This is a genomic window from Micromonospora sp. NPDC005257, from assembly GCF_042872445.1.
Lineage (GTDB): Bacteria > Actinomycetota > Actinomycetes > Mycobacteriales > Micromonosporaceae > Micromonospora.
In genome coordinates, this window is record NZ_JBIAKL010000025.1 from 1 (window position 1) to 11920 (window position 11920).

Here is an 11920-nt window from a genome sequence, read left to right on the forward strand (position 1 = left end):
CGCTGCTGCCCCCGCCGTGCCACCCCGATCGTGCAGGCCATCCTCGTCCTCCAAGCCGCCGAGGAGGCCCGCTACCCACGATGAAAATGGCTCAGAGATCGGATGCTAGGCCGTCAGCGCGACGTTGACGCAGCAGGCTGGCGCCCCACCGTAGATGCGCCTCCGCGGCCCGTCTGGCGATGCCGCCACCGTGGGCGAAATCCCAGGACGTCAGCAGTGAGGAGAGGCTGTTGATCTGATCGACCTCTTCGAGAGTGACCACCTCGGGAAGACCATCGGCGAACACCCGAGGAGTGTCGTCGTCCTGTGGATGACTTGAAGCCGGGGACCCACCGTAGGCGAGACCCATCATGTGCCTTGGGATGCCAAGGCCTTCCGCAATCCGCTCGAGTACCTCGTACGCGGTCACCTGTTGGGTTCCGTTGGAGATCGCACGGACCCTGGTTTCGGCGAGCCCTGTGCACCCTGCGAGGTGTGATCGGGAGTAGCCCTGGGAGCGCAGGAACCGGAAGAGCAGCGAGATGTCATGGTTCCGGAGAGCGGACGCGATCGGGCGACCTTCGAAGGTGGCCTGTCGCCACCAGCTCTCGTCATGCCGTCGCGAGACAGCCACGACTTACCTCCCCAGCGTTCCGTCCATGCTACGTAGCGTACGCGTAGATCGACGGACGAAGGTTCCCCGATCACTGCAGCGCTGATCACGGGCGTCTGTCCGTCAACGACAGACACATACCACCTGGCTCGCCCGAGGGTCCAGCATGAACCCTCACCGAGGGCTGATGCGCCAGCAGGAGCGCTGTGAATGTAGGCGGATGCACACGCCAGAACTCATCCGCCTGGCGTCTGACGACGTGCCCCGATACCCGCAGGCGATAGATCGCGGCTGAGCAGAGGTCGAACGACCTTGCCTGCGGCCAGATTTACCTGACCTCTCTACACCCCATCCCGGAGGCGCTCTGATGTACGAACAGAATGACCTAGCGCGATACGGCTACCGGCAGGAGTTGGCTCGGAGGCTTCGCTTCCGTGACCTGGTCGCGTACGGGCTGGTGTACATGGTGCCGATCGCGCCGATGGCGATCTTCGGCAGCGTGTACGCCGGCTCCGGCGGGATGGTGGCCCTGGCGTACGCGATCGGCGTGGTGGCGCTGGTGTTCACCGCGTTCTCCTACGCGCAGATGGTCAAGGCGTTCCCCATGAGCGGCAGCGTCTACAACTACGCCGGCCGGGGCATCAGCCCGCCGGTCGGTTTCCTGGCCGGCTGGGTGATCCTGCTCGACTACGTCCTAGTGCCGGGATTGCTGTACCTGGTGGCGTCGATGGCGATGCACGCCACGGTGCCGTCGGTGCCGGTGTGGCTGTGGCTACTCGGGTTCGTCGCGGCCAACACGATCGTCAACTCCGTCGGAATCCGCATGACCGCAGTGGTCACCCGGGTAATGCTCGTCGGCGAGTTGATCGTCCTGGCGATCTTCCTGGCCATCGCCGGTTGGGCCCTCGCGACGGGTAAGGGCCGGTTCAGCTGGGACGCGTTCTACAACTCCGACACGTTCACCTGGTCCCTCGTCGCGGGGGCGGTGTCGATCGCGGTGCTGTCGTTCCTCGGCTTCGACGGCATCAGCATGCTGGCTGAGGAGACCAAGGGCGGCTCCCGGCAGATCGGCCGCGCCATGGCCGCCGTGCTGATCCTGGCCGGGGTGCTGTTCATTGCGCAGACGTGGCTGGCCGCGATGCTCGTCCCCGACCCGGCCGGTCTCCTGGCGAACGGTGACCCGAACGGAACCGCGTTCTACGACGCCGCCGCAGTGGCCGGCGGGAGTTGGCTGGCGACCCTGTGCGCGGTCGCGACGGCCATCGCCTGGGGGCTGCCGAACTCGATGGTCGCGCAGGTCGCCACCTCGCGGCTGCTGTACGCGATGGCCCGCGACCGGCAGCTCCCGGCGTTCCTGGCGAAGGTGTCGATCCGCCGCAACGTGCCGATCAACGCCACCCTGCTCACCGGCGCCGTGTCCCTCGCCCTCGGCCTGTACATGGCGACCCGGACGGATGGGATCACGCTGTTGTCGTCGCTGATCAACTTCGGGGCGATGGTCGCGTTCCTGGTCCTGCACGTCTCCGTGGTGGTGCACCACCTCATCCGTCGCCGCAGCGGCAACTGGTGGGCGCACCTGGTGATGCCCGGGGTGGGGTTCGCGATCCTCGCCTACGTCGTGGTCAACGCGAACATCGCCGCGCAGCGCCTCGGCCTGGCCTGGCTCGCCCTCGGGGTCCTGGTGCTCGCTGGCCTGTACCTGTCCGGTCGCCGGCCAACCCTGTCGGGTCTGGCGCCCGCCCAGGTGCCGGCGCGTGACGTGGAGCGGGTGTGACCGGCGTGGACACGATCACCTACCGTCCCGCCCGCGACGAGTTGGCCTACACCTTCGGCGGCCGTATGCCCGTGGCCCACGTCCGCTCCGGCGACGTGCTCCAGGTGTTCACCGAGGACTGCTTCGGTGGGCTCGTGCGCGGGCCGGCGGACCTGCCGTCGCGGGTGTGCAGGATGCCTTATCTCAACCCTGTGTCCGGGCCGTTCTTCGTCGAGGACGCCGAACCCGGCGACACCCTCGCCATCCACCTCGCCTCGATCACGCCTGCCCGCGACTGGGGTGTGTCATCGACGTTCCCACACTTCGGGGCACTGACCTCCACCTCGCACACCGCCACCCTGCAGCCGCCGCTACAGGAGCGGGTGTGGGTGTACGGCATCGACCGGCAGGCCGGCACGGTCCGCTTCCACGCCACCGGCAGCGACCACAGCGTCGACCTGCCCCTGGATCCGATGATCGGCACGATCGGTGTCGCCCCCGGCGGGTTCGAGGCCCGCTCGACGATCGTCCCGGACAGCCATGGCGGGAACCTCGACACCCCCGAGCTGCGGGCCGGGACCACCCTCTACCTCGGGGTGAACGTTCATGGGGCGATGCTGGCCCTGGGTGACGGGCACGCCCGCCAAGGTGAGGGCGAGGCTTGCGGGGTCGGGGTGGAGATCGCTACAACCACCACCCTGATCATCGAGGTCATCAAGGGCGCCCCGACGGTGTGGCCCCGGCTGGAAACCAATCGGGAGATCATGTCGGTGGGCTGCGCCCGGCCGCTGGAGGACGCCTACCGGATCGCCCAGCGTGACCTGGTCGGCTGGACGAGCACGCTCACCGGTCTGGAGGAGTTGGACGCCTACCAGCTTATCTCGCAGGCCGGTAGGGCGCCGATCGGCAATGTGTGCGATCCGAACTATACGGTCCTCGCCGCTGTCGACAAGACGCTGCTGCCGGACCCGAGCGCCGCGTATGGCGGGGTGCACGCCCGGCTGCGGCAGCGCGCGGCCGGGCTGCGATAGGGAGCCGGCGATGACCGCGTCGATTCCGCAACTGCCGCTGCGCGACGAGTTGTTCCTGCTCGGCCACAACGACGACACCGGCCAACCCCACCTGCACCGCCAAGCCCTCGCCCTCGGGATGGCCGGCGCGGTCCTGATCGACCTGTTCCTCGCCGGGCGGATCACCCTCGACACCACCGATGACGACGCCCGCCGGGCCGGGCAGGAGCGGCTGTGGCTGCACCTGGACCGGCCCGTCGCCGACCTCATCGCCGACACCGCCATCGCCTCCGTCCGCTACGCCAACCCCGCCCCGACGCTGCGGGGGTGGCTGACCTGGTTCGCCGACGACCTCTACGAACGCACCCGCGCCGGCCTGCACGCCGGCGGCATCCTGCGCCACACCAGCCGCCGCCGACTCGGCGGTCTCGCCCGCGCCGACACGTACCTGGCCTCCGACACCAAGTGGGCGGTGGTGGCTCGGGCCCGGCTGCGCTACCTCGCCGTCGGCCGCGACCAGCCCGACAACCACACCGCCGCCCTCGCCGGCCTCGTCGCCGTCCTCGGCTTGACCACCCACCTCTACCTCGACGACGACACCGCCGCCCTCACCGCCCAACTCCGGGCTATCGCCGCCCACCACCACCCGGCCGTACGTGACATCACCGCCGCTGTCGACGCCGCGGTCGGTGACCTCGCCACCGCCGCCTACCGCTGACCGCTGAAGACAAGGAGGCCGACCTGATGGACGCTAACGTGCGCATCCGCGCCGCCCGCTGGGCAGACAAAGACCCCGTCGGGGCACTGATCGCCGCCGCTCTGCACTCCACGCCGCTCGCCGCGTGGCTCGTACCTGACCCGGCCGTACGGCGCCGGGTGCTGACCAACGTCCTGGCGATCTGGGTGGAGCACGCCATGTTCTACGGCGACAGCCACGTCACCGACGACCTCACCGCCGCCACCGTCGGCTTCCACCGCTACCGGCCGATCCCACCACCGGCCAACTACCGGCTGCGGCTCGGCGACGCCGCCGGGACGCACGCCGACCGCTTCGACAAGCTCGACATCCTGCTGTCCGCGCTGCGGCCCACCGAGCCGCACTACCACCTGGCGTTCCTCGCCGTACACCCCAACGCCAGGCGAACCGGGCGGGCGACGGCGATGCTCACCCATCACCGCAGCCGACTCGACCGCATCGACCTGCCCTCCTGGACCGACACCACCACCGACGCCCACACCCTGTACAGCCGCCACGGCTACACCCCACGACCGTCGATCACCCTGCCCGACGGGCCGACCCTGCAGACCATGCGCCGCAATGCCCGCCTCCGCGGCGTCGTCCCGGTCAACTCCGACAGCTCGGCCGAGCACCGGGGGCAAGACCTGCATGCCTAGCCTCACCGTTGACGTCAGCCCGGGCTGACGTCAACGGTGAGGCAGGCGATCGGGTAGCCTGGTGGCCCAGCGGGCCGTTAGCTCAATGGCAGAGCTGAGGACTTTTAATCCTTAGGTTCTGGGTTCGAGTCCCAGGCGGCCCACCATATAAGCGTTCTGCTCAATCATCCTGCGGGTGATCAGCGCGAACCGCATGAGGGCTGGGACCTTGCTGCCAGCCCTTGCTGAGCCCGCAGCGGCGCAGTCCGCCGCCCCCGCCCGGTCACCAAGCGCAGCATCTCCCATTCCTGACCTGCCGCGCTACCGACGGGCGACAAGCCCAGCTTGCGCTAGCCTCGCTGGGTCACTCGCGGCCTGCTGGTCCCCGTCAAGTGCACTTGCGCGCGACGTCGTCATGATCCGCAGACCGCTATTTGCCGCAGTTCGGGCACCGCTCGTGCAGGCGTACCGCAAGAGTGTTGGCCGTCGCGCCGGATCGCGCACGGATTGCGAGCGCGGCAGCCAGGGTGGTTGCGCCCAGGAGGAATATGGCTGCGGTCGTCCCGGTGATGACGCGGAAGTCGGCGTAACCAGCACCGACGACCGGGACGATGTTTTCGGTCAGCGGGTACAGGCCCAGCAGTCCGATCGGGGTGAGCAGGACAAGAAGAGCCCAGAGTCCTCGGGCGTCACCGCGCAGCGACAGCACGATCGCGGCGAGCATGGCGGTCAGCAAGAGAACCGCGCCGGCTTCCGGAAGGAACGCGGCCCCGTAACTAAACCGGTAGAACCACGCGCTCTCCCCGGACAGGACCCCAACTGCGATGAGGGCCGCCGCCGCTGCGACCGCCAAGGGCGTGAGGCGATGGCGTCGCGCCGTGTGGGAAGGAAGAGCCAGTGCCAACAGGCCCAGGGTTACCTGGGGCACCAGAACGAACAAGTACGGGCGGGGCAGCTCGAACAGGGCAGCGACGGGAACCACTGCGGCGGTGAGGAACAGTGCCAGCCCGACGGCGACGCGTGCCCACCGGGCTGGAGCAATGACATGAACGACGGCCGCCAGCAGCCAACAGCCCCACACGACTACGCCGGTGGTAGCGAATGGCCCGAAGGCTGGCGCACCCCAGCTAGCCGAAGTGGTGACCACCTCGGCGGCTCCCCAGAAACCCGCGAGAGCGGTCGCGGTGATCAAGCTGAGAACAGCGGCGAGGCGTATGCCAGGTATGAGTTCAGCGGCGCCGGCAGCGCGTAGGCGCTCACGGACACCTCCAGCCAACACATCGGTGACGTCGAACATCGACGGCCAGTGGCGATCGGGGTCCGCCAAGTCGAGGTAGGTACCGACGATTTCACCGCCCCGTCCCTGGCGGTAGCCAGCGGGGTAAGCCCGCAGCAGCTGCCGGTAACGGCGTTCCAGGTCCCTCATGCCAGCCCCTCCAAGGCGCGTGGGGCAATGGGTCGGACGGCGGGAGCCAGGGCGCTTAAGCGGGCGGTCGCCGCCTTCACATTGCGCCGCAGGCGCTCGGTCTCGCCGGCGAGGGTGGCATTCCCGGTCGCGGAGAGGCGATAGTAGCGGCGCTGGCGGCCGTCAACGACTTCCTCCCGGTCGGCCTCGATGAGGCCAGCGTCCACCAGTCGGTCAAGCGCGCCGTACAACGTGCCAGGCCGCAGGGACAGCCGACCCTCGGACAGGGCCGCCACCTCCCTGACGATCCCGTAACCATGCATTGGCGGGCCAGCGAGAGCGGTCAGGATCCAGAAGGTCGGTTCCCGCAGCGGTGCATCCACCATGGCAATATATCGGGCACAAAGGTATTGCATGGGCAAACCGCCGATAACGTCTGAGTCGACCGAGCTAGCGCGTCCGCCGCTGGGTCGCATCAGGGAGAAGTCGGCCGGTGACGGTGATGAGCGAGGTCATCGCGGCTTCGGTTCTGCCGTAAGTTGTCATGGCGTTGAGGAAGGCATCTCTTCGTCGGGCGGTGGGTGTTCGGCAGCGTTTCGAACGATTTCCTCGGCGTCGAACATGACGTCGGCGACGATCTCGTAGTCGGCGACCCGGGCCCGTAGTGCTGCGAGTCGTGCTGCGGCCTGTCGTAGGCGTCGGCCCTCCACATCGAGAGCGGCGAGCAAGTCGGTGTCGTCGATCCACGTCAGGACGTGGTCGACCTCGACCTCGTCGTCGGAGTCGGCGGGGTCCGTGATGTCCAGGGTGCTGGCCATCCATCTCAGTAGTTCGACCTGCTTGTCGAGTGCTACGCACGGTTCGCCGCTGCGGAGGGCGTCAACGGCGCGTTCGTAGGCGGGCGCGGGGACGGGCAGCGGGGGCGCGCCGGGTGTGTCGTGAGCGACGATGACCGCGGCCAGTTCAACTGCTGGGGTGACGGCGGCGAACCTACGGACTTCACCGCCGTCGTCGACTTCGATGATCTTGTCCGGGTCCTCAAGGGGTACCGCCTCGACGGTGGTGATGGTGCGGCGCTTCGTGTCGTCCGGCGGGCGCGGATCCATGAGGGTGCTGCTGGCGACGGTGATTGGGGTGTCGGCGGGCAGTCGCTGCATCAGCTTCGCGAGCTGGCCGGCGGTGCGGATCTTGACTCTGCCGTCGACGAGGACGTCGTGTACTGCTGCGAAGGCGGCGGCTTGCTGTTCCTGGTGTTCCTGCCAGTCGCTGATCAAGGTGTTCCTCCGAAGTTGATATCGGTGCTCGTGGCTTCGATGCCGTGAGGCGTTGCGCATGGCGTGGTGACCCGCTGGCTGCGTGGCGGTCTTGGTCAGGTTCGCGTCGGGTCGTTCGGCACGTATCTGGGCCATGGCGTTCACCGTCCGCTCGCCCGGCGACTCGCTGTCGATCCTGGGACGGACGGAGGTACGTCGTGCCGGTGATGCCGCAGTCCAGCCAGGGGAGGATTCGTCCGCGGCTAAGTCCAGGTTCGCTCGCTCCGGCTGGCCGATCTCTGATGGTCTGGATGCCGCTTGGCCAGCATCGGTGACCGCTCGGTGCCGTACGGCACCGTCAATCTCGCCGGACGGAGCCTCCGGTCCAGGGTTCGCGCGCGGTGGTCGCTGGGGTGGCGGATGGCTGGAGCTCTGCCTTGCTCCTCTCGGTAGCGGGCTGCGTAAAAGCCGGTCGCGTCGACCTCGTCGGCGGGGGCGGCGACCCCGAGGGCTGCCGCCCCCGCCTGGCGGGGCTGTCTGTCTACGCTGCGCGCTTGCGTCGGCGGGGGAGTAGTTCAGCGGCGGCTTCGGCTTTGGCGCGTTCGACGTCGAGTTCGGCGATGACCGAGGTGTAGACGTCGGTCATGGCGGCCGAGGAGTGGCCGAGGAGTTCCTGGATGTCTTTGAGGTCGGCGCCGGCGGCTTTGAGGTAGGTGGCCGCGCAGTGCCGCAGGTCGTGCAGCCGGATCGGGGGTAGGTCGGCGTCGCGGACGAGGACCTCGAAGCGGTCGGTGACCGCGTAGGGGTGCCAGGGCTGCCCGTCAGGTTGAACGAAGAACAGCCCGGTGTCGGGCCAGGTGTGGCCGGCGGCGAGTTTCCACTGGGCGCGGCGGGCATGGTGGGCCCGCAGGACGACGCGGGTGATGCTGGCCATGGCCATGATCCGGTTGCCGGACTCGGACTTGACCTTCTTGATCACGGGTGTGTAGCCGTGGGTGGCGATCTGTTGGGTGACGCTGATCATCGAGTTGTCGAGGTCGACGGCGGTGTCGGGAAGTCCGACGGCCTCGCCGCGGCGCAGGCCGCGGTGCAGGATGAGCGCGAACAGTGGGTAGAGGGCGATGTCGTGCTCTTCGGCGTGGTCGAGGAACGCGCCGGCCTGCTGCGGGGTCCAGACCATGACCGGGCTGGGTCGCTCGCCGGTGTCGCGCCACCGTTGTACGGCTTTGGTGGTCCATACCCGGGCTTTGGGGCGTACCCCGGAGGGTAGCTCGATGTGGGCGGCGGGGTTGAAGTCGATGAGCCGGTTGTTGCCGCGGCGGATGGCGTCGTTGAGTGCCTTGCGCAGGGTGGCGCGGATGCGGTGCATGCTGGCCGGTTTGGTGGTGCGCAGGCCGCGGACGCTGGCGCGGATGGCGGGGTCGTCGCTTTGGCGGGCGATCTCGATGGCGGTGCTGTGGTCGGCGATGGCGGCGAACATGGCCTCGACGTGCTCGACCCGTAGTTTGACCAGTGCGATGGCGCCGAGGTGCGGGACCAGGTGGACGCGGATGTGCGACTCGTAGGCCAGCAGGGTGTTGGGTTGGACGCTGCTGAGGCTGCGGCGGGATGCCAGCCACGAGTGCAGGTACTCGCCGACGGTGGTCGTGACGGTGGCGGGCAGTCCAGCGCGGACCCGTCGGGCGATGGTGTCACGGTCCGGCAGTGGTGCGCCGGCGGTGACGGCGAGGAGCATGTCGGCGATCTCGGCGGCGACTGCCGGGTCGTCAGCAGCGAGGGCGAGTAGGGCTTTGGCGTGGTCGCGGTCGCCGGTGGCGGCGTCGCGGGTGTCGAAGGTGCTGCGGCGTAGTTGCCGGCGTGCCTGGCCGGGGTGGGTGGGCAGTTCGAGTTGGTAGGCCCACCGGCCGTGGTTGGGGTTCCACGCTCCGCTGGGCCGGCGCAGCTGCGGGCAGTGGTTGCCGAGTTTGCGCCGGTTGCCGTCGCGGCACGAGCAGCGTTTGAAGACGGATCCTTCCGCCATGATCAGTTGTCTCCCTCGGGTGGGGTGTTCGGCAGCCGGTGGCTGCGGATTGCGTACGGGGTGATCCACGCGTGCCTTCCGCCGACGATCAAGTCGTCCCCCGGCGATGGGGTGGCTGATGGCTGTCGTCGCCGTCGTATATATGCAGGGCGTGGAGGATGGCGGCGACCGGCACCCGGTAGCGGCTGCCGAAGCGCAGCACGGCGACCGGGAACTCGCCGCGCTTGGCCAGGTCGTAGGCGACGGAACGGGACAGCCCGAAGATCCGGGCCGCGGTGCTCAGGTCGGTGACCATGCCCAGGGCGCGGATCCGCTCGGTAGTCCATGTGCCAGGCGGGAGGTCCTCGACGGTGCGGACGGGCTGTGTGTGCTCGACGTGAGGTTCAGGGGTGCTCATCGCGGTGGTCCTTCGCAGTGGGAGAAGGCGACGGCGTCGCCGGGATGGTTTCGGGACGGTGGGGGTGAGGCGGCAGGCCGACGTGGCGTCGACCCGATGGCGACGATCGGGCCTGCGGCGTTGGTGGCGTCAGGTAGCGCCCCGGACGCCGGTGGCCGGTCAGGGAACGGGCCGACCCGGTACGAGGCGGGCAGGGGTCGTGGTGGTGCGACCTGGAGCTCGCTCAAGTCGAAGCCGACTCTGAGTCGGACGGGTCGGGCTCTGACACCCTTAAACCCCTGCTTGTGTGCTCTGGCGAACGCCTGCCGAACTCACAACCGCTCACAACGACTCACAGAGTCACCCGTCGACCATCGTCCTTTCGCAGCTGACCTGCCCCTCTGTTCGTGACCGCTGCCGGAGATTCCGTCACCGCTGTCGACGTCGTCGACTCGGAGGAGTTCCTGACCGAGCTCGTCGTCGGGGCCGGTGTGGTGCCGTGAGCCGCTGGCGCGGTGTGGCGGGCTGGGGCGTGGGTCGAGGACCTCACGCCGTCGCGGGCCCACCGCTCGTCTGGGTCCGCTCGTGCCGCATTCGCGTGCCGACGTGTCACACCGGCCGATCTGTCAGTGAGTTCTGTCGATGTCTCGGCAGATGGTGTGACGACTTGCGGACATCTGACGCCGTGCCAACGTGACACGTGCCGGTGGCGCGGACATGACATGGACGCGATCGCGACAGGCGAACCGGCACTCATGTTCATAGATGGAAACTGTTGTCGGAGGGTATGTGCGGCAGCGGCGCGACGGTCACGGCCGGCGGGCTGCCTGCGGGCCTGTCCGAGTGGCGTGGTGGCGGCACGCCGGGATGGCCAACGCTGGCGCGCGGATGTCCCCGTGGCCAATCGTGTGTCACTCGGGTCCGTGTCACGTGTTCACGAGCTGTCCCGGGCCTGCTCAGCGACCCTGCCGGACACTTTGTCAACGACGAACGTCGATGACACGCGCGTCATCTCGGACGCCGGCCGGGCCGTAGTGACAGAAGTTCTGACTACCTAGGAATCGTGTCGCCTACGCGATGGCAACGCCGGTCGTCGTCGAGTTGGCGTTGGTGTCACGACCATGTCCGGACACGTGACCGGCGCCCTGTCGCCAGTCCTGTCACGTGGCCGTGGCCATCCTCACGCGAACAATGTCATCTACCATTTTCGATGGCATTGTGTCGAGCGACAACGGTCGGGCGTCGGAACAGGCGGTGTCGCAAGCTCGGACCCTGATCGGCGCGCCTGGTTCGGACACGGCGCTGACATATGCGATCGGGGGAAGCAAGGCGCTGCCGCCATGGTCGTCGAGATCTGGTGGGTATCCGGTGTCGTCCGTCGACCTGCCGTGCCGACGAGGTTGGCCACCTGCCCTGCGTCGGCCCGTGAGTCGCTGTGAGCGGCTGTGAGTCTCTGTGAGCGACAGGGGTTTAGGGACCGCGGACATGGCCGTCATGCGCCCCTGACACCGGCGGTGCTTGCCCCTCACGGCGCTGGTCGGGACCCATAGGCAACGAGCTGACTGCTGCCGTCCGGTCGGCTTGGCGAGGCGCTGTGAGCGGTTGTGAGTTCGGCAGGCGTTCGCCAGAGCACACAAGCGACGGTTTGAGTGTGGGAGCGCCGATTTGGCAACCGATCGGCGGAACTGACCGCCTGACCCCGACCGACCGACCGACCGACCGACCGACCGACCGCCCGCGCGTCGGCGAGCAGTGGCTGCCCGACAACGTGATCTTCGCTGACGTGTGGCCGCGAGCCTCGCCCCTCATCTATGACCCCGACCGCCCGTACGACGAATCTGTCGTCTCACCTGGCCGGCTGACCCCTGGCCGGTCTGATGGTCCGGCCGAGGGCAGACCTCGCCGACCGTTCGTGAGCACGAGCGCGGCGGACCGCTCGACGCTCAGGCGAAGATGAGCGTTGATCGAGTTCACCGTTGCGGGCGTGTTGCTCCGACACCCTCAAAACGGGGTTTGTCAGCTCTGGCGAACGCCCCCTGGACTGAGAGGGTGGTTCGGGAGGCTATGTCCGATGCGGATTTGGTGGTTCGTTAGCGGCCCTGGTTGGTGGGGTTACGCGGACGTCGTCGGTGGAGCC

At 68.3% G+C, this 11920-nt stretch carries 10 protein-coding genes and 1 tRNA gene; 5 read left to right on the forward strand and 6 right to left on the reverse strand.

Going from position 1 to position 11920, the window contains the following annotated elements; genetic code table 11:
- Positions 1–91: 91 nt before the first annotated feature.
- The gene (locus ACFYO8_RS29415; protein WP_387257814.1) at positions 92–409 is read right to left on the reverse strand and encodes a hypothetical protein; all 318 of its coding nucleotides are present in this window, start codon (positions 407–409) and stop codon (positions 92–94) included.
- A gap of 550 nt (positions 410–959) precedes the next feature.
- Here ACFYO8_RS29415 and ACFYO8_RS29420 point away from each other — a divergent pair.
- From ACFYO8_RS29420 to ACFYO8_RS29440, 5 genes are all read left to right on the forward strand, one after another.
- A complete protein-coding gene (locus ACFYO8_RS29420; protein ID WP_387257816.1) occupies positions 960–2366 on the forward strand; it encodes an APC family permease in 1407 nt (468 codons plus the stop codon).
- Positions 2363–3376: an acetamidase/formamidase family protein gene (locus ACFYO8_RS29425; protein ID WP_387257817.1), complete on the forward strand. Its 1014-nt coding sequence runs from the start codon at positions 2363–2365 to the stop codon at positions 3374–3376. Before ACFYO8_RS29420 ends, ACFYO8_RS29425 begins: the two co-directional genes overlap by 4 nt.
- Before the next feature lie 10 nt (positions 3377–3386).
- The gene (locus ACFYO8_RS29430; protein WP_387257819.1) at positions 3387–4073 is read left to right on the forward strand and encodes a GPP34 family phosphoprotein; all 687 of its coding nucleotides are present in this window, start codon (positions 3387–3389) and stop codon (positions 4071–4073) included.
- A 26-nt stretch (positions 4074–4099) separates the two neighbouring features.
- The gene (locus tag ACFYO8_RS29435) at positions 4100–4750 is read left to right on the forward strand and encodes a GNAT family N-acetyltransferase (protein WP_387257821.1); all 651 of its coding nucleotides are present in this window, start codon (positions 4100–4102) and stop codon (positions 4748–4750) included.
- A 71-nt stretch (positions 4751–4821) separates the two neighbouring features.
- Positions 4822–4896, forward strand: a tRNA-Lys gene (locus ACFYO8_RS29440).
- Between the two features lie 263 nt (positions 4897–5159).
- Here ACFYO8_RS29440 and ACFYO8_RS29445 read toward each other — a convergent pair.
- The 5 genes from ACFYO8_RS29445 to ACFYO8_RS29465 all read right to left on the reverse strand — a co-directional run bounded on the left by ACFYO8_RS29445 (position 5160) and on the right by ACFYO8_RS29465 (position 9804).
- Entirely contained in the window at positions 5160–6155 is a 996-nt protein-coding gene (locus ACFYO8_RS29445) for a hypothetical protein (RefSeq protein ID WP_387257822.1), read from the reverse strand.
- A complete protein-coding gene (locus ACFYO8_RS29450; RefSeq protein WP_387257824.1) occupies positions 6152–6517 on the reverse strand; it encodes a PadR family transcriptional regulator in 366 nt (121 codons plus the stop codon). Before ACFYO8_RS29450 ends, ACFYO8_RS29445 begins: the two co-directional genes overlap by 4 nt.
- Positions 6518–6676: 159 nt before the next feature.
- Complete coding sequence (locus ACFYO8_RS29455; protein ID WP_387257826.1) at positions 6677–7408, reverse strand: hypothetical protein; 732 nt, start codon at positions 7406–7408, stop codon at positions 6677–6679.
- A gap of 520 nt (positions 7409–7928) precedes the next feature.
- A complete protein-coding gene (locus ACFYO8_RS29460) occupies positions 7929–9407 on the reverse strand; it encodes a tyrosine-type recombinase/integrase (protein ID WP_387257828.1) in 1479 nt (492 codons plus the stop codon).
- A gap of 88 nt (positions 9408–9495) precedes the next feature.
- Positions 9496–9804 (reverse strand): helix-turn-helix domain-containing protein, encoded by a 309-nt coding sequence (locus ACFYO8_RS29465; RefSeq protein ID WP_387257829.1) that lies wholly within the window; start codon positions 9802–9804, stop codon positions 9496–9498.
- Between the last annotated feature and the right edge of the window lie 2116 nt (positions 9805–11920).

What these genes read in the sequence shown, in the direction of transcription:
- ACFYO8_RS29420 (WP_387257816.1), top strand. Translation starts at nt 960, where the DNA reads ATGTACGAACAGAATGACCTAGCGCGATACGGCTACCGGCAGGAGTTG.
- ACFYO8_RS29430 (WP_387257819.1), top strand. Translation starts at nt 3,387, where the DNA reads ATGACCGCGTCGATTCCGCAACTGCCGCTGCGCGACGAGTTGTTCCTG.
- ACFYO8_RS29435 (WP_387257821.1), top strand. Translation starts at nt 4,100, where the DNA reads ATGGACGCTAACGTGCGCATCCGCGCCGCCCGCTGGGCAGACAAAGAC.
- ACFYO8_RS29445 (WP_387257822.1), bottom strand. Translation starts at nt 6,155, where the DNA reads ATGAGGGACCTGGAACGCCGTTACCGGCAGCTGCTGCGGGCTTACCCC.
- ACFYO8_RS29460 (WP_387257828.1), bottom strand. Translation starts at nt 9,407, where the DNA reads ATGGCGGAAGGATCCGTCTTCAAACGCTGCTCGTGCCGCGACGGCAAC.
- ACFYO8_RS29465 (WP_387257829.1), bottom strand. Translation starts at nt 9,804, where the DNA reads ATGAGCACCCCTGAACCTCACGTCGAGCACACACAGCCCGTCCGCACC.